A 22729-nucleotide genomic window follows, 5' to 3' on the forward strand; every position below is an offset into this window, starting at 1 on the left:
TTCACGTCGTCTCCCGGGCTCATCCGTCGTCTGCGCCTGCCGTACCTTCGAAACTATCATTGAGCCATGACTTCCCCGGAGCCCCGCCATGCCGAATGGATGGGCCTTGCCCTCGCCGAGGCACGGGCTGCACTGGCCACCGAGGACGTGCCGATCGGCGCCGTCGTCATCGGACCGGACGGCGAAGTCCTGGGTACCGGGAGGAACGAACGGGAAGCCCACGGTGATCCCACCGCGCACGCCGAGATGGTGGCCATCCGTGAGGCGGCAGCCCGGCTGAAGGCACTTCCCCAAGGCGACGGCTGGCGGCTGGCGGACTGCACCCTCGTAGTGACGCTGGAACCCTGCGCCATGTGCGCGGGCGCCGTTGTCCTGGCGAGGATCCCGCGTGTGGTGTTCGGGGCGTGGGACGAAAAGGCGGGGGCGGCCGGTTCGGTGTTCGACATTCTCCGCGAGCGCCGGCTCAACCACTGGGTGGAGGTCTATGCCGGCGTCCGGGAGCAGGAGTGTGCCACGCTGCTCCGGGATTTCTTCGCCGGCCACCGGCAGGTCAGCTAACCGGCATTCGCCGCGTCCAGGGCGTCAATGCGCTCCTGCCTGGACGCGGGCGAGTCAAGGCTGAAGGAACGGAAATCGCCCAGGTCCTCCCGGATCCACGCTTCCATCTCGGCGATCCGCTGCCCGACACGCGGCGAAGCCCTGCCGAAGAGCCAGTGGGCAATCCGCTGCCCGACGGGATCGTACTGCCAGAGTCCGATGATCCGGCCTCTGTCCAGGATCGGGTGGTCCGGCAGGTCGGCCTGTTGCGCGAGTATCGCGCCGAGCAGTGTCGCGTCCCCGTCGCCGTCCGCGAACAGGTCCGCGGCGTTCCGCCGCTGGATGACGAGCGAGTCCGTCCCCGCGAGAAGCTGGATCTGTTCCTCCGCTGGCACGTCAAAAGCGGCGAGGCGTGCGACGTCGTCGGGCAGCATCCACAGCGCTTCGCCTTTGGCGGCAGGGTGGGCGGTGGGCACCTCGACGGCACCGACGGCGGCCAGGGCCGCCTTGCTCTGGGCGACCGTGAACCCGGAGAACCACTGGGATTGCTTGAGCGCGGCTCCGCCGGTCCAACCCAAGTACTTGCGGATCAGCTCGGTGCGGGCGGCATCCATGTCCAGCAGGCTCGGCGGCAGGTCCCAGAGCGTGTAGGCGTAGCGCTGCTGGTCGAGACGGCCGTTGGCAGGGACGCGGCGGATCCGGCCGTCGCGCTGCAGCAGGCCAAGAGCGGTGGGGAGGGTGGTGGAGACGCCCTGCCTCTTGCCTTCCTCGCCCAGGCTTCGGACGGAATCGCCCAGTTCGTCCTTGAGCTGTTTCGGATCCAGCGGGCGGCCAGCCCCGGCCAGGGCGTGCACCACCTGGTCCTCGAGCAGCGTAAGTTCGCCGCGGTCCACCCCCAGCCTGCCAAGCACCTTGAAGGCTTCCGCGGAATCCTTGCCCAGCTTCAACGCCCACGCGAAATCCTCCGCGCCCAGGATGTAAGTGCAGCCGCGGGCGCTGGGGAGTTCGTAGATCCGCATCGCAAGGACGTCGGCATCAACCTGTTCGCGGCGGATTCCGGCACGGGCGAACAACGTGAGGTAGGGGTTGGCGCCGCCCAGGGAACGTGCCCAGCCGGCCCTGGCCAGGACCTCCGCCGCGGAATGACCGGCGAGGCTGCCGTCGAGGCCCTGTTTGTGCCAGGCCCACGCGCGCAGGCGTTCCGCCGTGACCGTGTGCGCGGGCGGCACACTGACGGCCGCGGGATTAGCCTCCGGAGTCTCAACAATGAGGGGCTCGGTTGTCATAGGGGCCATTGTCCATCAGCCGGCACGGCAACGGAATGACCCGGCGAAGTCCGGCTTCTCGGCGCATTCGGTCCCGCCTTGTCCGCCGCAATGCTGTCCAGCACAGTCCTGGCCGTGGCATCCCAGCCCGGCAGCCGGTTACGCGCATCCAGTGCCGCGCCGCGCCACCGCGAGCGAAGTTCCGGATCCGTCAACCAGCCGCGCAGGACTGCCGTCAGCGGGGACGGGTCCGCGCCGAGGACGACGGCGGCGCCCGGCAGCGCGGGTCCCCCGCCGCCGTCGGGAGCTGCTACCCCGACCGGCGGCCCCGCCGGACCCGGTGAACCCGGTGAACCCGGTGAACCCGCCGAGAGTGCCTCGACGGCGCCGGTGCCGGCCCGCACCACCACCGGGATTCCGCGGGCGAGGGACTCGGTGACCACCATCCCGTACGCTTCAGCCCGCGAAATGAGCAGGCTGAGATCGGCGCGGTGCCATGCCTCGTCCAGGACCTGCCCACTGAGCTCGCCGCTGGCGGTCACCCGGCCGGTCAGCCCGAGCCGGGTTACCGCGCTGCGGACCGTCCGGGCGTAGGCGGGGTCGGCGGAATCGGAGCCCACCAGCGCCGCAGTCCAGGGCAGATCCGTGAGTCCTGCGAGGGCCTTCAGCAGCAGGAGCTGGTCCTTGTTCGGCAGCAGTGCAGCCACTGCCACGAGGTGTGGCGGGTTCGAGCCGGCCGCAGGAGGAGCGGCATCAGTGCCGGGCAGCGCCACGTGGATCGGGACGGGGCAGTGCTTGTCCCGGATTGCCGCAGCCGTCGTCGAACTGGTGCAGATCACGCCCGCGGCGGCCGCCAGCGCACGTTCCTCCAGGTCCGGGTGCGCTGCCAGCGGCATGTGCAGCAGGATCCACGCGGGCCGTCCCGCGGCGGCTGCCGCCTCCATTTCCAGCGGCGCGCCCAGCGCAACCAGACCGTCCACGATGGTCACCGGCCCCCCGGACCCCTCGGCCCCGCCGGCGCTGTCCAGTCCGCCGTCGAGCAGTAACCCGGCCAGCCGCCGTCGTTCTTCCCTGGTGCCCACCGGCCAGTGGCCGTCAGCGGGGCAGACGTCCACGTCCGCCCCAAGCGTGGTGAGCCCGCGGACCAGCGCGGCGTTGTAGGCGTTGCCCCCTGAGTTGTGCAGCACGTTGCCCGGCACGATCAGCCGTATTACGGGTCTCTCCGCGCGGGGCCCGGGCATGTGCTTACGCGGCGTCGAAGTCGAGCGCGAAGGAGGCCCAGGCGTCGGGGTTCTCCCGGAGGGTGACGTCCAGTCCTGCCAGTTCCCGCCCGTCCTCGCCGTCGCGGACCTTCGCGGCGACCGCCTCGGCGATGTACTGCGCGAGGGCCTCGGTGGTGCTCAGCTTCCCGGCAAAGTCCGGGTGCTCGTCGAGGTTCTTGTAGTTCAAGCCGGCCAGCACTTCCTCAATGAGCCCGCCGGCCGCACCGATATCCAGGACGATGGCGTCGTTGTTCAGCGCCCGACGGCGGAAGGTCACCTCCGCGACAAACGTGGCCCCGTGCAGGCCCTGGGCGGGCCCGAAGGCTTCGCGCGGCAGGCTATGGGCAATCATGAAGTGGCGACGGACGGTCAGGCTGAACAAGGGCTACCTCTTGTCTTCGGCGGGGTATTCAATGACGTGGCAGAGCGCATCCAGCCGGCCGTCGGCCAGGTCATGGACGACGACGGGAAGTTCCGCAAACGGGGAGGATCCGGTGAGGAAGGTGTCGTAGACGGGATCGCTGAGCAGGGACACGGCGAGCGCCAGGCGGTCGGCGTTGGTCCGGCGGTGGCGGCGCGAGCGGGCCACGACCCCGACCTGGCTGGCACGGATGGAGAGCCGGCGGGCGTGGAAGTCCTCCCCCAGCGGGATGGTGACCTTCCGGTCGGCGTACCAGGACATCTCGATGACGTCCCCTTCGTCGCCCACCAGCTGCAGGCTCCGTTCGAGGCCCTCCTGGGAGGCCGAACAGTGGATCACGATGTCACAGTCCGCAAGGGCGTCGTCGGGGTGCGCGAATTCGACACCGAGTGCTTCGGCGAAGGTGCGTTTCGCCGGATCGATGTCGATCAGCTGGAGCCGCTGCAGCGGAAAGGTGCGCAGCAGGGTGGCCACCATGCCGCCGACCAGGCCGGCGCCGACAACGGCCACGCGGTCGCCCAGCCGGGGCCCGGCTTCCCACAAGGCGTTGACGGCGGTTTCCACGGTTCCCGTGAGCACTGCCCTCCGGGCCGGGACGTTCTCCGGGACCACGGTCAGCGACTCCACCGGGACAACATAGCGGTCCTGGTGCGGGTGCAGGCAGAACACGGTGCGCCCCACCCATTCCTCCGGGCCTGCCTCCACGGTTCCCACGGAGAGGTAGCCGTACTTCACCGGCGAGGGGAAGGAACCCTCCTGCAGGGGCGCCCGCATTTGTTCGGCAACCCGGGGCGGCACGTTGCCGCAGTGGACCACCGTTTCGGTGCCCTTGCTGATGCCCGAGTAAAGGGCACGGACCAGCGCTTCGCCGGGGCCCGGCGCGGGCAGGTCCTCGCTTCGGAGTTCGCCTTTTTCGTGGCCGACGGTCCAATAGGCCTTGGCTTGGGAGTGCTGCTGGGAATTGATCATCTTGCTTACGAATCTAGTCCCCGGCGCGGGCGCGGGGAAGACATCTGACACCGGCGCGCCCTCGTTTTGGGAAGCGAGCCATGCTCCGGTAACCTATTCAGGTTGGTGACGTGTCCGAGCGGCCGAAGGTGCAACACTCGAAATGTTGTTTGGTGTCAAAGCCAACGTGGGTTCAAATCCCACCGTCACCGCCAAGTGAGTAGGCGTCTACTTCGTTGATAACACAGCGAAGTAGGCGCCTTCGCTTTTCTGTAATTCAGTCCCGTGAGCGCACTTTGAGCGCGACAGCTGCAGCGTCAAGATCATCCACTTGCTGATGCGTCTCATTTCGTCAGTCAGCTCGTCGGTGTTGCGCAGCAGACGCTCAGGCAATCCACCGTGACCAGTTCGCGGTTCGAACGAAAGTGGCGGGGTATCCATCTGACTTTCGCGACCCGCCATCTACGCAGTCAGTATCCGTAGTGATTGACCACGACCTGCACCGTGGAGTTGTCATCCCCGGGTCCGTAGTCGTGCACCGAGATGCGTACGTTCCAGCCGTCAATAATTCCGACAGCCCGGCAGTCCAGTCCACCTGCGTTGAACCGCGGGTTCCTCTCGCACTTTTCCAGCTCCTGGGGAACCAGGCTGACCTGGTAGATGTAGCTCTCCAGGTCGCCTTGCTGGTACGCCTGATGGGTGGCCCATCTGTAGGCATATTGGGAACACGGGCCGCCCAGTGGGATGCACACGGCCGCAGCCACCGGGGGCTGGGTTTCCAAGTTCTCCCATCCCGGACTGGTTTCAAGGCGATCCGCGATCGACTTCAGCTCGGCGATGATCCGGTCGCTTTTCCAGGACGCCCAGACGAAGAAGGCTGTGAGACAGACAGCCAGCGCGGCCAGCACAGCAAGCCAGACCTTGCGGCGGCGGCTCATTCTCTTTGGTATTCCGCTGACCCCCATGAGAACAGGGTAGTCAGGACCAGGTAGCTGCACTCCGCAACCGTATGCAGTCCATTGAAAGCCGGCAGCGAGGCGTGGCGGCCGTCACCCTCTATTCTGCGCGTTGCCGATGTCCTTCAAATCCGAGGACGCATTTGCGTTTAGACTTTGCCGGGATAGGGCCGAACAGGCCGATCACATACTGGGGGAAATATGCTCCGTCGTACCATCAGCGCGTCTTTGCTCATACTCACAGCCACGTTGGCATTCCGCACCCAAGGCAGGTAGCCGAAATGTCGACAGCGCAGATCATTAACATCTCCATCACGGTATTCACGACTGTGTCCATTGCCGCGATTGCCTGGTGGGCGCGGAAGCACCCCAACCGGTCCAAGGAGTACCCGGAACAGGTTCGTATGCCGAAGGTGCTTTTGATCTTTGGCTGGCTCTGCGTGTCCGTGGGGCTCCTTATGGGTCTGTTCGCCTTCACAACAGACCGTGCACCTCTTGGTGCCCGTATTGCTTCGGTGGCGATTCTCCTGGGTGGGCTGGCATTCGTCGCGATGTACCGCAACTTTTACGTGGCTCCGCGCGCCTATGAGGTGGCCTTCCGCAGCGTGCTCGGCAAGGAGCACCTGATTGCCTATAGCGACATCGCGCATTACAGCGTGGGGACGTTGAAAGGTCAGCAGTTCCTGACCGTGAGATCCGTTCACGATGTCAAGCTCAGCCTGAACATGAGCGCTTACGACATGACGCCATTACTGCGGGCCATTGATTTCCGCGAGGTCACAGGCCGTTGGCCTGTGAGACCCGAGGTCGCTATGCACGACATGTAGCGCAGCGGCGCACCCGCCGCCGTCGTTGAGGAGGAAATCGGCCGGCAATCGGCTCCTCATCGTTGGCGACAGCCTCGATCCAATCCACAGCCTCGTCGGAAAGCTGGGGACCGTCTGCTGATTCGCCAGCCCACCCATTAAGCCAGGTTCGCTGGAGTTGGCTCCCAGTTGAGTCGTCTAAGCGCCGGAGATAACGATTAGCGGTCCTGCTTCCAATGTCGGGACCTCGAAGTGATCGTAGTACTTGGCAGCCAGTTCCTCGCTTAGCTGGAAGTTGTCCGCGTGCTCTATCGTTCTGGCACGAATACGCGCGAGGGCTACAGATCTAGGCGTTGCCAAGTAGATGGTTTCCGGCTCAACGCCTAGCGATCTTAGGAGGGCACGGTAGTTCTCACGCATACGTCGCGACCAGAAAGCGGGCACCTACCCTGGCTGGCCAAGAGGCCCGTAGCCGTAGAGCGGCTTCGGGGCACGAGGGTCAGTGGCCAATGCTGAGCAGCGCGTCGGCCGCATCGCGGACCGCAGAACGACGGAGCTCTTGGGTCGCGGTGATGACTTCCTGGACATATCGCGGATCTGCCTTTGCGGGTGACCCGTGGTCGAAAGGAGGTTCAGGGTCGTACTCAATGGCCAGCTGAATGTTGCCCGCGATTTCGCTGCCATATAGCTCCGCCGCGAGAACAATCGCGAAGTCGATTCCGGACGTGACACCGGCTCCGGTAATTCTGTTTCGATCACGAACAACACGCTTACTGACAGGAATTACCCCGAAGTCTTCGAGCATTTGCAACGAGGCCCAGTGGCTCGTTGCCCGGTAGCCAGTCAGGAGCCCTGCTGCTGCTAGAGCGAAAGAGCCCGTGCAGACAGAAGTGACCCACCGCGCGTGGGCTGCCTGGGCGCGTAGGAACTCCAGTGCAGGGCCGTCGGCGAAGAGGTCGAATGTCCCGGCGCCGCCAGGAACGAAGAGCACATCAGCTGCCGGGCAATCGCCCAGAGTAGTGGTGGGGACGATGCACCAGCCTGCATCTGTTTTCACCGGTTCGAGATCATGCCAAGCGAGATGGACCCGCGCATTCGGGAATTTGGAAAAGACTTGGGCTGGCCCTGTGAAATCCAGTTGAGTGACGTTCGGAAAAAGAAGGACGACGACGCTCAGCGGCTCTTGGGTCATGCTGTCTACCTTAGTTGCCCTAACGGTCGAGGCAGATCTTCGTCGCATATGCCTGCACCTCTGTCGCCCCGAAAGGGGTGTCCGTGTAGACAGTTGCGGACAGCGCCCGTAAGCCGAGCCTTCAGTACGCGGGGGGACCGCCCCCAGTTTTGTCGACTCCATCGCCTAGGGCGCTGGGTGACCTCAGCGCCCGGTAATGGATATCTTTCCAGACTGCACCATGAACAAAATAGCGCTGCGACACGCCGCCATTTGCCTCCGAAGCCCACAGGGTACGGGCGCTACGGCTCTGACAGACTTCGACCATGGAAATGCCTGCAACACTTCATCCTTGGCCCACTGTGGCGCCTTGGCCCCACGGTGGCGATACCAGGCTGTGTGGCGTGCATATCTGTAAGAGTCCAGCTGCTTCTGGTACTCCGCCTCAACGGCGTCCTCGACCAGCTGCTCTGCGAGGCCTTCAGGACGTTTTCGTCATTAGAAGCCGCCTGCTCCACGAGTTCGCGGTCTCCTTCACCACGGAGGTCCTCAAAGGCTTCGGGGCAATCTGCAATGGCCTGGCGGTCGGCAGCTGTGCGCTCGGCGGAAGTCATTACTGTCGGTGCGGCGACTGTTGTAGTGCTCAGCTGCGCGGCATGTGAGGACACCTGCACCGGTGCCACACACTGGCTCTGCCGCCGCTTCCAGCGGAGTGCCTTCATGGAGCTATTCTGCGCAGGAGGGGCCAAGCCGGAAGTGGTGCGGGCTTCTCCGTTCGCAGATGGGGTCAGTCGGGCGTGGTCTCGCCGGGCTGGTCCTTCTTGGCTCGTTTCTGCATTCCAACAAGGAGGAACGTTGTTCCCATCGTGAGGAAGGCGATCCACGCTAGATTTCCCATAATCAGCAGGACCACCGCCAGTATGAAAAAGACGATGCAGAGCTGGAGGAATGCCGAGCTCCCGGACTTGTCGGATCGGCTATTCGGCTCTGACGAGGGCTTTCTGTCACCGTTCATCTACGAGACGCTACGCGAGCTGAGAAGACTCCCGACAATCCGTCACGGGTTCCGCAGGAACCAGGACCGCCCATGACGCAGCGCCACAGCAAGATTGGTGATTGCGTCGGCGGCGGACGCACGGAGAGCGCGCGCATCTGTGACATCAGCGAACTGCGCGTCGAGCCAGTCAGCAGTCTTGTTCCGCTGCTCGTCGTGCTCTGTTCGGGCAACAGCGCGGACCTCTGCGATGGCCGAGACGATCTCAGCCCTGACAGATTCAACCTGCTCGGCACGCCGACCGACGAAGTGCCCGTGATGCTCTCGCTGTGGTACCGCGAACTCGCCGCCGACCCGAGAGTGGGCCTGCCGCCGGCAAACCCTTGGAACAAGGAACTGCCTACGTTCGACCCGGCCTTGAGGTCAGCCCTAATCGGGCTTAGGGTCGTTGAGTCACCGGGCGGAAGGTCCCTCACTGTTGACGCCGACGGACCATCCCTTCGCGAAGAAGGCGTTGGCGATTTCACTGATCTCCCGATGGCTTTTCTCTCGATAGGTCAGCCGGATCCACTCGTAGTCCCACTCCTGCATCGCCCGCACATGGTGGACACGCTTGGTGGCGCGCATCTGGGCCGCGAGGTCCTCGTTGACGAGGGCTTTGGGCTCAGGAATCCGGACCGGCTTGGGCGGGCGCGCCGTCGCAGGAGGGGCGGGGGTCCTGGCGTTACGGACCAGTGCCACGGTCAGCGTGATCACGCCAAGTGCGATTAGGAGAACCCACCAATACTGGATGAGAAGCCCGATCGCGGCGAGTGCGAGGAAGAAGCCGAAGGGGCCACATCCGAGCGCACCGGCGCCTGCCGCGGACGCCTTGCTGGATCGGCGACGCTTGCTAGCCATGCTTCAGGATCCCACCAGGCGCTGACAATTTATACAGGCCTGAAGCGAACTTGGGGACGGCGGTATCGCTTGCCCTAATGTGGCACACCGGACTCTCGGACCGCGATCAGCAAGCGCCCGGCTGAATTCAAGAGGGCAGCGGCGGAAGCTGAAAGATGAACCGGTCGTCGGGTGACCAACTGTGCCCGTCATCGCATCTGTAACCACGCAGCCACGCTCGACCGTCTACGACGCGAAGATAGAAGCCCTTCGGATACTCGTCGTCTCTGCTAGGTGCTTCGGAGGCCTGCATGGTCGTTTTCCTCTTGGCGGGGAGAATCGAGTACCGGGTACTCGTGCGCTTCAACCCGCAGTGACTTGTACTGGTATTTGTACTAGAGCGCTGCCCGCATGCCGCTGCGAACATCAAGTGATCAAGTGGATGGGGGAATCGAATATGAAGCAGTATCGCCCATCTCAGAGCCCTTGCTGTGGCCCCTATGCATCGGGGTGCAGTGGGAAGAGAACTTGAAGGAGAACGGTCAGTATGACCCCTCGCGAAGCGCCAGCCCCCGGCTTCCGGGTTGGGAAGCCCGTCCACGAGCCGACGCAGTACGAAGCTGGAGGGCGGTTGAAACCGCGGCCATGGCCTGTTGGCCCGAGTGAGAGCTACGGGAAAGTGGACTTTGATGACAGCGAGGGAAAGGCCGTCCTCACCGTCTACGTACAGCGCGAGCCCGATGAAGGTTACGTCCTGCACGTCGAGCACCTAGCCGCGCCGCTGCGGGTGGATGGCACGCTCCTTCGCCTGAGCCCGGCGCCTCACGTTGATAGGGACGCCGCGGACTTCCGCCGGATCACCGCTGCCCGGACGGCTGCCGCGAAGGCCCAGGCCGAGCTCGACGCCGCCGTCAGCGCCGCCCGCGCGAACGGAGACTCCTGGGAGGTTATCGGTGCGGCCCTCGGCATGTCCGCTCGAACTGCGCGGGAGCGGTTCGGGAACACACCGGGACGGTCGTGAGGCCGGCTGTCGACGAGGTGACGCACGTGCAGGGCCTGTTCTCGCTTCTCCACGCAACGCCCGCAAGTAGGAGATAGCCACAGATGGCAACAGATACGATTGCATCCGCCGTTACGACCGGGGAAGGCACGACGGAGGAAACCTTTCGGCAGAAGAAGAACCGCATCGACAAGGCCGCGTCACCCGACCACCCGGCATCGGCATTCCCCGAGGCTGGTGAAGCGTGATGATGTCGTTGTGCCCGTATCCCCTGCTGACTTAGCAGCATGATCTTCCCACAGACGCCTTCTCGGGATGGATACTGGGGGCCTCAGTAGCCGTATTTGTTGACCACGATCTGCACGATGTTGGTGTCGTCGTCCTGACCGTAGTCAGTGATCGAGATGCGTACGTTCCAGCCGTCAATGACCCCAATGCCCCGGCAGGTCAGTCCGCCTGCGTTGAGGCGAGGGTTCCGCTCGCACGCCTCGAACTCCTGAGGGATCAAACCCACCTGCTGAACGTATCGCTCCAGGTCACCTTCCCGGTACTTCCGGTGAGTGTCCCACCTGTATGCGTACTGGGAACAAGGTCCATCCAGTGGGATGCACAGTGCAGCAGCCACCGGAGGCTGGGTATCCAAGTTCTCCCACCCCGGCTCTGGTTGAAGACGGTCAGCAATCGACTTCAGCTCAGCGACGATCAGATCGCTCTTCCACGACGTCCAGAGGAAGAACGCGGTGACAGACACGGCGGTACCAGCCAGCACAACGAGCCATACTTTGCGGCTCCTGCTACTCATGGCCTGCTGCTACAGCCGGTTTTTCGCGCTTCTGCGCCGGCTGGAAGTAGTCGGTGAGAAAGCCAGCCAGTAGACCAAGCAGGACAAGTCCTGCGGCGGGCAGGAGCGTGACCGGCCCGACGAAGTCGCGGATGTCCACTCTGAAGACGAGCATCAGGACGACCACGAGCAGAACATAACCCACAGCCAGGGCTGTGCTGATTGAAGTGATGTTCTTCCCCCGCGTCCGCCGCTTCTGCTTGGGGAACTGCTTGGCATACTCTTCTGCTGTGCCGAATTCGGCTTCCGCAGGAGTCCCGGTGGCTGCCTCGTGTGAGCGCACCTCATCAAGGGCTTCAGCTATTTCTGACTCAGACAGCCCACGCACTCGGAGGTTGAAAGTCAGTTTTCGCTCGTAGCTCATGGTCGTTCCTGTCGGGTCGTCTGGATGTCGGTGAGTGCCTGGCTCATTCGGCGCCAGGCTGTCCCTGAGCGCTCCAGTTCCTGGCGGCCCTGCTCAGTGAGCCTGAACTGCTTGCGGCCCGGACCTGCCTGGTCGTGATGCCATGTGTGCTCCACAAGACCCTGGTCCTCCAGTCTCTTCAAAAGCGGGTACAGCGTCCCGCCTTTGATGCGCGTGAAGCCGTGCTGACGAAGGACCTCGGCGATCGCGTAGCCGTGACTTTCTCCGTGGCTGAGCACCGCAAGCACCGCCTGCGGAAGCGCCGCGCGGGTCAGCTCCTGGTCAAAGTCGATCTCATTCACAAATAGATAGTGTCACTAACTAGGTAGCTGCGCAACCAGATCGGGCGAAGGGCCAATCGTGGCCATAAAGCGGCCCGGTTTGGCCCGCATCATGGCCCCAGCGTGCGTACCGCCCACAAGCGGCCTCTTTACGGGTCAGATGTGGCCGAACTCGGGCTCTCTACAGCGGCTCTGACTGACCGGGGGCGGTACGTGGGCAGGTTGTGACCGGCTCCGGGCCAAAATACAGTCCAATCATGGGCTTACGGCTACACAGCGCGCCTGGCGGCGCTGATTCTGGTGTGCTGCGCTGGATGCTCCGTGTACTGGCCACGAGCCGCCGATGCAGGACATGTCTTCGGCAGCCGCGGAACATTCACCAAGCGTCAAACAGGTGTGTGCACTGCTACAGGGAGCGGTCGTCTTGATCACCAGGTTTCTCTTCGTCCTCGATCAGAGCCAGAGCCCGTTTCTGTTGGGGTGTCATGACAACCCTCGTACCCTTCACAGCCGGAGCACATGCCACAGCCGGCTCTTTCGGGCGTTCTCCCGGCTGAACGACTGAACGACGGAGTAGGCCTGTCGCATGATCCTCTGCTGACTGCGCACTGCACGCGTGATCGCGAACGCTTGCGCCGCGATCGGCGCGAAGCAGCCGATCCCCGACGCGAACACATAGCGGCGGTCTCCACTGCCGTCATGTGCGGCGCCGTTGAGAACGTAGTTGCACAAACGCGAGGAACTCGTCGTGGCGGTGATGGACGTTACTGCCATGAGCCTGACTCCTCCGAAAGCCCACTTAAACCCTGCCGGTCGAGCGAGCGCGACAACAGCCCAAACGCACGCACAACGTCGTCCAGATCGGCGCGCAGCTCCTCGATGACCGGCGCGGCATTCGCCGCTGCCGCACCACCGTCGGCTCGCCGAAGCATGAGCCGGGCAGCCTTCGATTCAGACACGCCAAGTGCGTCTGCGACATGCACGACCAACTTCCGATCCGTGTCCGTCAGCCGCAAAGACATGACGTGTTCCGGACGACAGCGTGCACGCCCACTGCCCGGAAGTAGGAACTGGCCGGTGGGTGGGCGAATTCGGCGGCGTCGTTGAGGAACCCACCCGGCCTGAACCGAACCCGCCAGGAAAAGTTAGAGGGACGCCGCGTAAATATGGGGTTTCGAGATATGGGTCAAACACGAAGGCAAACCGCGCCTGGCGTCTCGGCCGCGGAGTAGCCGGCCTCGGCCTCGGCGTTTTTCTCACAACCGGACAGATGAGTGACGGGATCGCCGGTTTCGTGGGAGTTATATTCTGCGCCGGCGGCCTGGCTTCGCTCGCGGGCTTGATCCCCGGCAAACACAGATGGTGGTGAGTCGCACGTCCACGGTGAGGTGATCTTCTCTGGTTCCGGAGGCCGTCACTTCGCCTACGGAGTTAGCTGACGCGACGATAGCGGATGTGGGTGGCCAGCGGGGAGTGAAGCACCTCGGCGGGTTCGAAGCCGAATGATTCAACCCCGCCGAAGATGCGCTCCCCTGAACCGAGCAGGACCGGTGCGATGTCGAGGGTGAGCTCGTCGATCACGCCGGCGATCAGTGCCTGTCGGACGGTCGAAGCCCCACCGGCGATGTCCACGCCTTCGTCCCCGGCGGCCTGGCACGCTGCGAAGTAGGCCGCGTCGAAGCCCTCGGTGACGAAGTGGAAGGTCGTCCCGCCGTCCAGCTGGATCGGGTCATGTCCGTGGTGGGTCAGCACGAACACCGGCGCGTGGTAGGGCGGTTCGGCTCCCCACCACCCGGTCCATTCCTCATCCCAGTCCCCGCGGATCGGACCGAACATGTTCCGGCCCATCACATACGCGCCCCGCGGGCGCATGAGCCGCTCGGTCGCAACCTTGTCGGCATGGTTCGCTCGCGGGTCGCCGATGTGCCAGCGGTGCAGCTCCAGACCGCGCTTGCCCAGGGGGTCTTCGCGGCTTTGGTCCGGCCCGGCGACAAAGCCGTCCAGCGAGATCGACATATGGCAGGTGGTGTTCGGCACCGCGAACCTCCTGTGTGATTGCGACTTGCATCCGGTCGTGTGCGGATTGTGGCCGGTGAAGGCCACAGTCCGGCCAACTTCAGCTTCAGTGGACTGTTGGTGTTAGTGCTCCGCGTCTGCGGCAGCCTTCTTGGCGTCTTTCTCAGCGTCCTTCTCTGCGCGCAGTGCCTCCGCATCGTGCTGTTCCTCGGCTTTTTCCTTGTGGATGACCTCTGCCAGGAGCTTCTCCATCTCCTTGGCGACGCCGGCCGCTGACGCCGGGTTTTGGCCGGTCACCAGCCGGTCGTCCACCACGACCTTCTCTTCAAAGACACCGGCGGAGACGTGGGTGGCGCCCTGTTCCTCAAGCCGGTCTGCCAAGAAGAACGGGATGACCTTGTCCTTCCCGGCGGCAACCTCCTCGTCGTTGGTGAAGGCGGCGACCTTCCTGCCCTCGACCAGCCGAAAGCCGTTGGCCAGTTCGACGTTCAGCAGTCCGGCCGGCCCGTGGCAGACAGCGCCCACCACGCCGCCGGCGTTATAGACGCTGGCTACGAGTTTCTGCAAGCCTTCGCTGTCCGGGAAGTCCCACATGGTGCCGTGGCCTCCCACGAGATAGACGGCGTCGTACTGTTCGGGATCAACGACGTCGACGCGGGCCGTGTTGTAGAGACCGGCGCGCGTGGTCTCGTCCTCCGTAAAGGCAACCTGGATGGGATCTGTTGAGTCCACCTCATCGCGCGGCGGCTGGCCGCCCTGAATGGATGCGAAGTCGACGAAATGCCCCGAATCCTTGAAGACCTTCCAGGGGTGAGCCGCCTCAGCCACGTTGTAGCCGGTCTTCTCTCCGGTATCGCCGATCTCGGAAACGCTGGTCAGTACCATGAGGATTTTCTTCATGAAGTGCTCCTATCGTCTAAATTCCACCCTACGCCTAGCCCATATTCAGGTCTTCCCCTCGGCCGAGACAGTGGTGGTCGCCTGCGCCTGAAATCGCCCCTCTTGATAGTCATGGCCCTGCCTCATCTTCGTTAGGCTGTGGGATGTGTGTGCGGCGGCGGGCCGCGCATGGCCCCTTACGAGAACGGACATTGCGGACAAATGGCCGGCACTGAACCCAAACAGCATCCAGGACTGCCCAAGTACTGGTACGGGTACGGGGGGTGGAACAAAGAGGTTGTCATCCACGCTTACACTCGTGAGGAGTGGGGCTTGGGAGGCCACAGTGCCACCGAATCCGCCAACATGGCCAACAGCTTTGTTGGCCAGAGCATCGTTGCCCTGTTGATGACGGTCCCCGCTATCCTGGCCCCTCTCGGAATACTCTTCGGGATTCTCGCCCTGTTCATGTCCTTCCCGGATGCGGGGGACATGGGTATGGGCTTGATCATCATGCTGGGCTCCGCGGTATGCACCGTCCTGTTCACTGGCGGCTGGCTCCTGAGCATCAGTTCCCTTCGCGCTGAACTCCGTGCCCGCAAGCTTCGCAAGCCCAAGGGGCTGCCAAAGCCGATGTACGCGGTCACCGACGATCGGGCACGCAAATGGTTCGAGGAGCACCCCGGAACCTTGGAGATCACCCGGGAGAACTTCCCTCATAGCACCCGCCCCTTTCCCGGAGAGCCGGGATATTTCGAACCCAAGAGGACCGACCATGGTTTATGACCGTGAGCGTGAGCGGCGCAACGATGCCGTGTACGCCGAACACAAGAAGGCTGTAGCGGCCGGTGAGAAGCGTGTTCTGCGCAGGACCAGCACCGGCGAGCTGCACAGCTACCCCGCTGATGAGATCGGCTTTACGCCCGGCCGCGGCCAGGCCCAGGTCAGCACCTGGTGGGGCATGGGAATACTCATGGTCATTTCGGGGATCGGATTCATCACCATGTGTTGGCTGTTCCAGCGCCCTTTGTGGGAGGGTGAGGCACCCGAGTGGGGTGCGTTGTGGCCCATCGGGATCTCAGGGTTCTTCACTCCCTATGCGTTCATACTCGCCCGTGACGAATACCGGGCGTCCCAGCTCCGCAAGCGCCACGGATCCCCAAAACCCGGCACCGGCAGCGTCGACATTGATCTCCTTGAGTTGGGGCGAAAAAGTCCCGACCGACCCGACACGTCCCAATAGGATCCGTTCCGATGTTCAACCAGGATAAGCAGTTCCGCAGGCCTGACGGCACCCTGTACGACCCGAGCAGCTTCAACGTGCGCCACTACGAGGAGCAGTACGGTCCCGGCGCCAAGCGGAGGCGCTGGTTGCGGCAACAACAGACCGAAGCGGCTGGATGAACGTCCCGGCACGCCCCCTAACGAAAGAGGACCATCCGTGATCACAGTGCACCTTCGATATGAGATCGATGCAAGCAAGCTCGCTGACTTTGAAGAATATGGACGGCGGTGGATCCGCCTCGTCAACAGGCTGGGCGGAGAGCATCACGGCTATTTCCTTCCGAGCGAAGGTGACAGCGACGAGGCCTTCGCCTTGTTCACCTTCCCGTCGCTCGCCGACTACGAGAAGTACCGGTCAGCGGCGGCTGTGGATACCGAGTGCATCGAGGCCTACCGATTCGCGACGGAAACAAACTGCATCCGACGATACGAGCGAAGGTTCGTCTCACCCATGTTCGAGTAACCAACGAGGCTCACAGGGTGGCACTTCTAGTGGTGATGGGACCTGGCGCGGATGATCCCGGCAGATAGCCCCGCAGCGGCTACCAGGGATCCAAGCATGATGGCTACGCCTGAGAAGTAGTCAATGATCGTCATTTCGGTACACCTTCCATCTAGTGGTGTACCGAAGCTACCCACGCAAACCCTGTCCCCGCGCAGGATCGCCGAAAGATTTGCTCACAATTGGGACACGGACCAGGCGCTGCGCCCCCGTCCCTTGTGCTGATCTCTTCCGGCGGACACCATGTAGGGACACCTTTCAACGGCGCCAAGGAGTGGTCTCACCGATGCGAATGCTGATCATGGGCCCTCCGGGCTGCGGCAAGGGCACCCAGGCCGAACGTTTGTCCCGGCATCTTGGCGTTAACGGGGTGTCCACCGGGGATGTCTTCCGGGAGCATGTGAAGAACCTGACGCCACTGGGCCGTGACGTCGTGGCGCATCTGGACGCCGGCGATTTCGTTCCGGACAGCCTGACCAACCGCATGGTGCGGGACCGCCTGAACGAGGATGACGTCCGGGACGGGTTCCTCCTGGATGGGTATCCACGCAACGCCGCGCAGCAGGCCGAGCTTGACACGATCCTTGCCGCCAACGGGCAGGCACTGGACGTTGCACTCCAACTGACGGCCGACGATACCGAACTGGTCCGCCGGGTGCTCCACCGCGCCACCCTGACCGGGCGCAGCGACGATACCGAGGACGTGATCCGGCACCGCCTGGAACTCTATTACCGCGAAACCGAGCCGGTGGCCTCGGCATACTCACGGCGCGGGATCCTGCTCAGCGTCGACGGCATGGGCACGGAAGACGATGTTTTCGGCCAGCTGCTCGCAGCACTCCGGGAGTCCTTCCCCTCGGCTGTGCCCGATTCAACCCCTTAGGCCATCGCCAGGAGGCCCGGCCGCCGTGCGGTCCAAGGCCGCAGCGCCTCTACGGCCGCGCCCACTGTGAACACCGCGGCGTCGTCGTACGGGTGCCCGACGATCTGCACGCCCGTGGGAATCCCGCAGTCCGCCATGCCGCTGGGAACGGCCAGCACCGGGCAGCGGTTGGCGATGTTGAACGGTGCCGTCATGTGGCCCTGCCAGTAGTGCTCGAGCTGGTGCCCGCCGGCGTCGATCCCGTCAAGGTACATGCCGCCCGCATCCAGTGCCGCGACGGCGGACGCGGGACAGATCAGGGCGTCGAAGCCGGCCATGGCGGCAGCCAGCTCGGCCTGTAGCCGGGTCTCGGCCCGGATGCCGTCAACAAAGCGGTTCTCCTCGGCTGCCCGCCTGGCATCCTCCATGAAGCGGCGGGTGTAGGGGGCCAGGAGTTCGGTTGAGCCCTCGGTCTCGTCCTCCATGGCCGGGCCCAGCAGGTAGCCGAAGTGCGTGAACATCGTGCGGCTGATGGACTCCGTGGTCCACGGGAGTTCGACCTCCTGGACAACGGCCCCGGCGTCCCGCAAGGCCGCAGCGACCGCGCGGGTGTTGGCCTCGACGTCGGGCGCTACCGGGTAGTTGCCCAGCCGGATACACAAGGCGATCCGCATCCCCGCGACGGTTGCCGCTGCGACGGAACCCCCGCCGTCGTGAATCTCCAGTCCCGGAACCCCAATCCCGGGAGCGTCCGCGAGCGAGGTATGGTCCCCCGGGTGCCGTCCGGCCATGACGTTGGCCAGCAGGGCGGTGTCCGCCACGGTCCGGGCCATTGGCCCGTCGCCGCGGTAGTGGTCGGCGGAGAGCGGTGCCAGGCCGGGGATCCTCCCGTACGGCGCCTTGTAGCCCACCGTTCCCGTAAACGACGCCGGCAGCCTGGTGGAGCCGGCGATGTCCGAGGCTGTAGCCAGCGGAGCCAGCCCGGCGGCCAGAGCGGCCCCGGAACCACCCGAGGATCCCCCGGGCGAGAACTGCAGGTTCCACGGGTTCCGGGTGACTCCCCACAGCGGACTGTGTGTGACCGTCGCACAGCTGTATTCGGGGGTGGTGGTGCGGGCGTGGATGATGCCGCCCGCACGCCGGATCCGGCCGATGGCCGGGTGGTCCTCCGCCGCCAGCTCGTCCTTCCGGGCCACGAGTCCCTGCGAGAGGGTCCGGCCTTTGAGCCCGTGCTTTTCCTTGGCGGCCACCGGGAGGCCCAGCAGCGGGGTGAGGTCCCTTCCGCGGGCGTACTTGGCGGCCGCCAGGCGGGCCGCGGGCAGCGCTTCCTCGAAGAGCGTTTCGGTCAGGGCGTTGATTTCCCCGTTGACGGCCTCTGTCCGCGCAATCACGGCTTCCATCAGCTCCACCGGGGAAAGCTCCCGGGTGCGGAAGAGCCGCAGTGCCGTGGCGGCGTCGAGGTAGTGCAGCTCCGTCATGCGAGCGCCCCGCAGACGAGCTCGCGGGCCACACCGGTCAGCATGTCCACACCTGCCACCATGTCGGCGTCGGAAGTGAATTCACGTTCGCAGTGCGAGACGCCGTCCACGCTGGGAATGAACAGCATGACGGACGGCGCCACCGTGTTCATTGCCACGGAGTCGTGGCCGGCCATGGTCTGGATCCGCCGGGCGGAGAGTCCCAGGTTGGCTGCGACCTTGTCCGCCAGTTCCAGGCCGGCCTCGGGGAAGCGGCGGATGGGCCGGATGTCGAAGTCCTTCACGTTGACCTTGATGTCGTGTTTGCGGGCCAGCACGTCGATCTTCTCCAGCAGGGTGGCCCGGGCGGCCGTGACGATCTCCGGATCGCCCGAGCGCAGGTCCGCCACGAGGTGCACCCTGCGTGCCACCACGATCGGGGAGTTCGGTTCCAGGGTCAGCTGGCCCACGGAGGAAACCAGTGCCTCGTCCCCGAAGTCGCCGGTGACGTCGTGCACCATCAGGATGATCTTCGACGCCGCCACCAGGGCGTCATGCCTGTCCGCCATGGCGGTGGCGCCGGTGTGGGACTGCTCCCCGAGCACCTCGATGTCCAGCTTCTGCGTGTACCAGCTGCTGTCCACCAGGCCGATGTTGATGCCTTCCCGTTCGAGGATCCGGCCCTGCTCAATGTGGATTTCCGCGTAGCCCGCCACGTCCGGGCCCTCGGCGGCGCCCAGGTATCCGATGCCGTCCAGGGCTTCACGGACCGTGACGCCCTGCAGGTCCCGGACATCGAGCATCCGTTCCCGCTCCAGCAGGCCGGCGAAGACCGAACTTCCCATGATGCTCGGCGCGAACCGTCCGCCCTCCTCGTTGAACCAGTTCACCACCGCAAGGTTGAAACGGGGCGCTGCTCCGCCCTCAGCAACCTCGGCACCGAGCCGGCGTGCCGCATGCAGTGCCGCGATCACGCCGTAGGCGCCGTCGAAACGGCCGCCCAGCGGCTGGCTGTCCAGGTGCGATCCGATCAGCACGTACGGTGCGCCGGGAGTCCACTCCAGCAGCCCGAACATGTTGCCGATGCCGTCCACCCGGAGTTCCCAGCCGGCGTCGTGCACCCAGGCGGCGAACCAGTCGCGCGTCTGCGCATCCTCGGCGGTGGCCGCCTGGCGGTCAACGCCGCTGTTGGGTGTGGCGCCGATGGTGGCCACGTGGTGGAAGTCGGAGAGGAAAGCTGCTGCATTCATGGGAAGTCCTTTGTGTATTGCTGTGAAGAGGGCAGGCGGCGGGCTTAGCCCATGCGTCCGCGGGTCTCGGGCACCTTGGTGAACAGCACCAGGAGGAGTACGACGGCGGCAGCGGCCGCCATGTAGAAGCCCGGCGCGTGCGGCACACCGGTTCCTCCAACGAGGGCGGTGCCGATGAACGGGGCGGTGCCGCCGAAGAGGGCGTAGGCGCCGTTGTAGCTGATGGCCGCTGAGGTGAAGCGGGTGCGGGTGGTGAAGATCTCGACGAAGAAGGTGTAGCAGCCGCCGCCGTAGATGCAGAGCGCCACCACGAACAGGGACTGTCCCAGCAGCGCCAGCGGCAGGCTGCCGCTGGTGACCAGCATGAAGCTCGGCACGGACAGCACGGCGAGGGCGAGGGAACCGGCGATGAGCATCGGCTTGCGGCCGAAGCGGTCCCCGAGGCGGCCGCCGATCGGCAGGAGGATGGCGTAGAGGGCCAATGCTGCGGCGTTCACCATCAGCGACTGTTCGCGGCTGAGGTGGCCGGTGGTCTGCACGTAGGAGACGAAGTAGGCCGAGAGGAAGTAGAAGCCCATGGCTGTCAGGCCCATCACGAAGATGACCTGCACCATGCGGAGGCGGTTCTCGCGGAAGGCCTCGCGGACGGGGCTGAATTCCTTGGTCCGGGCTGCCTTGGCCTCGTTGAACGCGTCGCTTTCCACCGTGCGGCTGCGGATCCATACCCCGAACAGGGCCAGCGGCAGGGCGAGCAGGAACGGCAGGCGCCAGCCCCAGGCCATAAAGGCTTCGTTGGGCATCGACTGGCTGAGGACCAGGATCATGGTGCCCGCAACCACGGAGGGCAGGGCGGTGGCGGCGATGGTGATGTTGAGCCAGAAGCCGCGCTTGTTGACCGGGGCGTGCTCGAAGACGAATGACGGCGCACCGACGGATTCACCGCCGGCCGAGAAGCCCTGGATGAGGCGGCAGAGCACAAGGAGTGCAGGGGCCCAGGCGCCGATCTGGCCGTAGGTGGGCAGGAGCCCCATCAGGGCGGTGGCACCGCCGATGGCAACCAGGGTGATGGTCAGGACGCGCCGCCGGCCGATCCTGTCGCCGAGCGCCCCGAAGAACAGGCCGCCGATGGGGCGGATCACGAAAGCGACGCCAAACGTGGCGAAGGTGGCCAGCAAGGCAGCGACGGGGTTGCTGCCGGGGAAGAACAGCTGCGAGAAGATCACGGCAGTAAGGCCGTAGAGGGTGAAGTCGTAGAACTCGATGAACTGGCCGATGCTTCCACCCAGCAGGACGCGCTTCTGCATCTTGGTGGTGCCCGGCTCTGCGGCTCCTGGGCGGGCGGCGTCCTTCTCGAGGGTCGCAGCGCCGGGGCCGGACTGGTTCTTGATGTCGTTGATGGTCATGAGAGCCACGCTAGGTTTGCCGTGTTTCCGGTACCCGATGCCGCGTTACGGGCATTTGAAGAATTTTTTAAGGACGTTGCCGCGCTGTTGCCGCGATACGCCGGTCCGGACATGCGTCGGACACATTCTGTGTGATTCGGAACCATTGAATCTCCTTTGATCAACATGGTCAGCTCGCTGGGCGGGGTCGGCCCAAGCCGTGTTTGCAGCGTTTTCGCCGCTGGAGGATCCCCTGATCCACCCGGTTGCATTAACAGTGTGTGACCCCGTTCACATCTGTCCAATTGATTGTTTTTGGGGAATCGATCGATTTTGTCAATGCCACAATTCGAGCTCGCGGCCGTCTTCGGCGGCATCGGTCAGGCACGACGCCCCGTGTCAGTTGCGCGACGCCCCGTAGAGGCGGATGCAGGTTTCCTCGAAGGCGAGGGCCCGCCGCGTCGGCTGCACACCCTCTGGGCGGACCAGCATCACCTCGATCGGCGGAAAATTGTCCGTCAGCGTCAAGGCCACCACGCTGGCACCGGAATAGGTCATGTCGCTGTGGAGCCGCTGGTTCAGCACCGCGTAGCCGTGCCCCTTGGCCACAAACGACCGGACGGTTTCATAGCCGGCAAACCGGTGCCGGACATTGGGCACCTGACCGGCCAGGGCGTAGAGCTGCTCGTAGTACTCCCTGCTGTGCGGCAGGTCCAGCACCACGGCGGGTTCGCCATCGAGATCCTTCAAGGCGATGGTCCGGTCCGGGCGGGCGGCCGCCGGATGCTCGGCGTGAACCAGCACGTGAGGAGGGACGCGCTCCAGCACCTTGTAGGTGAAGCCGCGCCCGAGGCCCAGGCCGTACATGAGCGCGACGTCGCACTGGCCCTCCAGCAGGGCGGTCTGGAGGCTGGCCAGGTCGGCTTCGAGGAACGAGACCTCAACGCCGGGGTGCTGCACCTCGAAGGTCTGGAGGATGGCCGGAAGCCTGAACGGTGCCAGCGGCGCAAACACGCCCACCTTGAGCTCGCCCACCAGGCTGGCGGACAGGCCCCGGGCAGATTCGTACAGGGAATCGGCGTGTTCCAGCAGTACCTTGATGTCCTGGGCAAGCTGCCGGCCGGACGGCGTGAGGCGCAGGCCGCGCGTCCTGAGCCGCACGAACAGCTGCGTGGACAGACTGGCCTCAAGCTGGGCCATTGCGGTGGACAGGGTGGACTGGGTAACAAGCAGTCGGTCTGCGGCCGCCGTCATGTTCTCGAGCTCCGCTACCACCGCAAAATACCGCAGCTGGGTCAGGGTAAAGGGCTTAGCCATCCGTCAATGTTCGCAT

Annotated in this window: 29 protein-coding genes and 1 tRNA gene; 10 read left to right on the forward strand and 20 right to left on the reverse strand. The window is 64.6% G+C overall.

Going from position 1 to position 22729, the window contains the following annotated elements; genetic code table 11:
• The first annotated feature begins 66 nt into the window (after positions 1 to 66).
• A complete protein-coding gene (gene tadA / locus AC1DRE_RS18585) occupies positions 67 to 558 on the forward strand; it encodes a tRNA adenosine(34) deaminase TadA (protein WP_476985993.1) in 492 nt (163 codons plus the stop codon).
• Here the strand turns inward: tadA and AC1DRE_RS18590 are convergent.
• From AC1DRE_RS18590 to AC1DRE_RS18605, 4 genes are read right to left on the reverse strand one after another with little or no spacing between them, the layout of a single operon-like run.
• Positions 555 to 1823: a DNA glycosylase AlkZ-like family protein gene (locus AC1DRE_RS18590; RefSeq protein ID WP_476985994.1), complete on the reverse strand. Its 1269-nt coding sequence runs from the start codon at positions 1821 to 1823 to the stop codon at positions 555 to 557. The genes tadA and AC1DRE_RS18590 overlap by 4 nt on opposite strands.
• Positions 1820 to 3043 (reverse strand): glycosyltransferase, encoded by a 1224-nt coding sequence (locus AC1DRE_RS18595; protein WP_476985995.1) that lies wholly within the window; start codon positions 3041 to 3043, stop codon positions 1820 to 1822. The genes AC1DRE_RS18590 and AC1DRE_RS18595 overlap by 4 nt, the downstream gene beginning before the upstream one ends.
• Positions 3044 to 3047: 4 nt before the next feature.
• On the reverse strand, positions 3048 to 3446 hold the full coding sequence (locus tag AC1DRE_RS18600) for a 6-pyruvoyl trahydropterin synthase family protein (protein ID WP_476985996.1): 399 nt from the start codon (positions 3444 to 3446) through the stop codon (positions 3048 to 3050).
• A 3-nt stretch (positions 3447 to 3449) separates the two neighbouring features.
• Positions 3450 to 4454 carry a zinc-dependent alcohol dehydrogenase gene (locus AC1DRE_RS18605; protein ID WP_476985997.1) on the reverse strand — a complete coding sequence of 335 codons (1005 nt, stop codon included), beginning with the start codon at positions 4452 to 4454 and terminating at the stop codon, positions 3450 to 3452.
• 104 nt (positions 4455 to 4558) lie between these two features.
• Between AC1DRE_RS18605 and AC1DRE_RS18610 the strand changes: the two genes are divergently transcribed.
• A tRNA-Ser gene (locus AC1DRE_RS18610) sits at positions 4559 to 4648 on the forward strand.
• A 255-nt stretch (positions 4649 to 4903) separates the two neighbouring features.
• Here the strand turns inward: AC1DRE_RS18610 and AC1DRE_RS18615 are convergent.
• Entirely contained in the window at positions 4904 to 5371 is a 468-nt protein-coding gene (locus AC1DRE_RS18615) for a hypothetical protein (protein WP_476985998.1), read from the reverse strand.
• A gap of 299 nt (positions 5372 to 5670) precedes the next feature.
• On the opposite strand from AC1DRE_RS18615, the gene AC1DRE_RS18620 reads away from it, so the two are divergent.
• A complete protein-coding gene (locus AC1DRE_RS18620; RefSeq protein ID WP_476985999.1) occupies positions 5671 to 6216 on the forward strand; it encodes a hypothetical protein in 546 nt (181 codons plus the stop codon).
• 177 nt (positions 6217 to 6393) lie between these two features.
• Here AC1DRE_RS18620 and AC1DRE_RS18625 read toward each other — a convergent pair whose 3' ends face one another.
• The 4 genes from AC1DRE_RS18625 to AC1DRE_RS18640 all read right to left on the reverse strand — a co-directional run bounded on the left by AC1DRE_RS18625 (position 6394) and on the right by AC1DRE_RS18640 (position 9260).
• Positions 6394 to 6639 (reverse strand): AAA family ATPase, encoded by a 246-nt coding sequence (locus AC1DRE_RS18625; protein ID WP_476986000.1) that lies wholly within the window; start codon positions 6637 to 6639, stop codon positions 6394 to 6396.
• Between the two features lie 55 nt (positions 6640 to 6694).
• Complete coding sequence (locus tag AC1DRE_RS18630; RefSeq protein WP_476986001.1) at positions 6695 to 7387, reverse strand: DJ-1/PfpI family protein; 693 nt, start codon at positions 7385 to 7387, stop codon at positions 6695 to 6697.
• Positions 7388 to 8153: 766 nt separating this feature from the next.
• Positions 8154 to 8381, reverse strand: a complete 228-nt coding sequence (locus tag AC1DRE_RS18635) for a hypothetical protein (protein ID WP_476986002.1) — start codon at positions 8379 to 8381, stop codon at positions 8154 to 8156.
• A 432-nt stretch (positions 8382 to 8813) separates the two neighbouring features.
• Positions 8814 to 9260, reverse strand: a complete 447-nt coding sequence (locus tag AC1DRE_RS18640; RefSeq protein WP_476986003.1) for a hypothetical protein — start codon at positions 9258 to 9260, stop codon at positions 8814 to 8816.
• 658 nt (positions 9261 to 9918) lie between these two features.
• Between AC1DRE_RS18640 and AC1DRE_RS18645 the strand changes: the two genes are divergently transcribed.
• Together AC1DRE_RS18645 and AC1DRE_RS18650 are read left to right on the forward strand one after the other, a co-directional pair.
• Positions 9919 to 10260, forward strand: coding sequence for a hypothetical protein (locus AC1DRE_RS18645; protein WP_476986004.1), 342 nt, complete (start codon positions 9919 to 9921; stop codon positions 10258 to 10260).
• An 83-nt stretch (positions 10261 to 10343) separates the two neighbouring features.
• A complete protein-coding gene (locus tag AC1DRE_RS18650) occupies positions 10344 to 10487 on the forward strand; it encodes a hypothetical protein (protein WP_476986005.1) in 144 nt (47 codons plus the stop codon).
• An 83-nt stretch (positions 10488 to 10570) separates the two neighbouring features.
• On the opposite strand, the gene AC1DRE_RS18655 is transcribed toward AC1DRE_RS18650, so the two are convergent.
• From AC1DRE_RS18655 to AC1DRE_RS18685, 7 genes are all read right to left on the reverse strand, one after another.
• Entirely contained in the window at positions 10571 to 11041 is a 471-nt protein-coding gene (locus AC1DRE_RS18655) for a hypothetical protein (protein WP_476986006.1), read from the reverse strand.
• Entirely contained in the window at positions 11034 to 11444 is a 411-nt protein-coding gene (locus AC1DRE_RS18660) for a hypothetical protein (RefSeq protein ID WP_476986007.1), read from the reverse strand. Before AC1DRE_RS18660 ends, AC1DRE_RS18655 begins: the two co-directional genes overlap by 8 nt.
• Entirely contained in the window at positions 11441 to 11785 is a 345-nt protein-coding gene (locus AC1DRE_RS18665) for a PadR family transcriptional regulator (RefSeq protein WP_476986008.1), read from the reverse strand. Before AC1DRE_RS18665 ends, AC1DRE_RS18660 begins: the two co-directional genes overlap by 4 nt.
• A 483-nt stretch (positions 11786 to 12268) precedes the next feature.
• Positions 12269 to 12538: a hypothetical protein gene (locus AC1DRE_RS18670; protein ID WP_476986009.1), complete on the reverse strand. Its 270-nt coding sequence runs from the start codon at positions 12536 to 12538 to the stop codon at positions 12269 to 12271.
• On the reverse strand, positions 12529 to 12786 hold the full coding sequence (locus tag AC1DRE_RS18675; protein ID WP_476986010.1) for a hypothetical protein: 258 nt from the start codon (positions 12784 to 12786) through the stop codon (positions 12529 to 12531). Before AC1DRE_RS18675 ends, AC1DRE_RS18670 begins: the two co-directional genes overlap by 10 nt.
• A 409-nt stretch (positions 12787 to 13195) precedes the next feature.
• Positions 13196 to 13801: a dihydrofolate reductase family protein gene (locus AC1DRE_RS18680; RefSeq protein WP_476986011.1), complete on the reverse strand. Its 606-nt coding sequence runs from the start codon at positions 13799 to 13801 to the stop codon at positions 13196 to 13198.
• A 102-nt stretch (positions 13802 to 13903) separates the two neighbouring features.
• Complete coding sequence (locus AC1DRE_RS18685; protein WP_476986012.1) at positions 13904 to 14680, reverse strand: type 1 glutamine amidotransferase domain-containing protein; 777 nt, start codon at positions 14678 to 14680, stop codon at positions 13904 to 13906.
• A 312-nt stretch (positions 14681 to 14992) separates the two neighbouring features.
• On the opposite strand from AC1DRE_RS18685, the gene AC1DRE_RS18690 reads away from it, so the two are divergent.
• The 5 genes from AC1DRE_RS18690 to AC1DRE_RS18710 all read left to right on the forward strand — a co-directional run bounded on the left by AC1DRE_RS18690 (position 14993) and on the right by AC1DRE_RS18710 (position 17328).
• On the forward strand, positions 14993 to 15445 hold the full coding sequence (locus tag AC1DRE_RS18690) for a hypothetical protein (RefSeq protein ID WP_476986013.1): 453 nt from the start codon (positions 14993 to 14995) through the stop codon (positions 15443 to 15445).
• Positions 15435 to 15902, forward strand: coding sequence for a hypothetical protein (locus AC1DRE_RS18695; RefSeq protein WP_476986014.1), 468 nt, complete (start codon positions 15435 to 15437; stop codon positions 15900 to 15902). Before AC1DRE_RS18690 ends, AC1DRE_RS18695 begins: the two co-directional genes overlap by 11 nt.
• Before the next feature lie 11 nt (positions 15903 to 15913).
• Positions 15914 to 16063: a hypothetical protein gene (locus AC1DRE_RS18700; RefSeq protein ID WP_476986015.1), complete on the forward strand. Its 150-nt coding sequence runs from the start codon at positions 15914 to 15916 to the stop codon at positions 16061 to 16063.
• A 37-nt stretch (positions 16064 to 16100) separates the two neighbouring features.
• Positions 16101 to 16406 carry an NIPSNAP family protein gene (locus AC1DRE_RS18705; protein ID WP_476986016.1) on the forward strand — a complete coding sequence of 102 codons (306 nt, stop codon included), beginning with the start codon at positions 16101 to 16103 and terminating at the stop codon, positions 16404 to 16406.
• A gap of 331 nt (positions 16407 to 16737) precedes the next feature.
• Positions 16738 to 17328, forward strand: a complete 591-nt coding sequence (locus tag AC1DRE_RS18710) for an adenylate kinase (protein WP_476986072.1) — start codon at positions 16738 to 16740, stop codon at positions 17326 to 17328.
• Here AC1DRE_RS18710 and AC1DRE_RS18715 read toward each other — a convergent pair.
• The 4 genes from AC1DRE_RS18715 to AC1DRE_RS18730 all read right to left on the reverse strand — a co-directional run bounded on the left by AC1DRE_RS18715 (position 17325) and on the right by AC1DRE_RS18730 (position 22713).
• Entirely contained in the window at positions 17325 to 18785 is a 1461-nt protein-coding gene (locus AC1DRE_RS18715) for an amidase (RefSeq protein ID WP_476986017.1), read from the reverse strand. The two genes, AC1DRE_RS18710 and AC1DRE_RS18715, sit on opposite strands and share 4 nt — an antisense overlap.
• On the reverse strand, positions 18782 to 20014 hold the full coding sequence (locus AC1DRE_RS18720) for a M20 family metallo-hydrolase (protein ID WP_476986018.1): 1233 nt from the start codon (positions 20012 to 20014) through the stop codon (positions 18782 to 18784). Before AC1DRE_RS18720 ends, AC1DRE_RS18715 begins: the two co-directional genes overlap by 4 nt.
• A 44-nt stretch (positions 20015 to 20058) precedes the next feature.
• Entirely contained in the window at positions 20059 to 21417 is a 1359-nt protein-coding gene (locus tag AC1DRE_RS18725) for an MFS transporter (protein ID WP_476986019.1), read from the reverse strand.
• A gap of 378 nt (positions 21418 to 21795) precedes the next feature.
• Positions 21796 to 22713, reverse strand: coding sequence for a LysR substrate-binding domain-containing protein (locus AC1DRE_RS18730; RefSeq protein WP_476986020.1), 918 nt, complete (start codon positions 22711 to 22713; stop codon positions 21796 to 21798).
• Positions 22714 to 22729: the final 16 nt, after the last annotated feature.

The organism is Arthrobacter sp. P4_H3 (genome assembly GCF_056400885.1).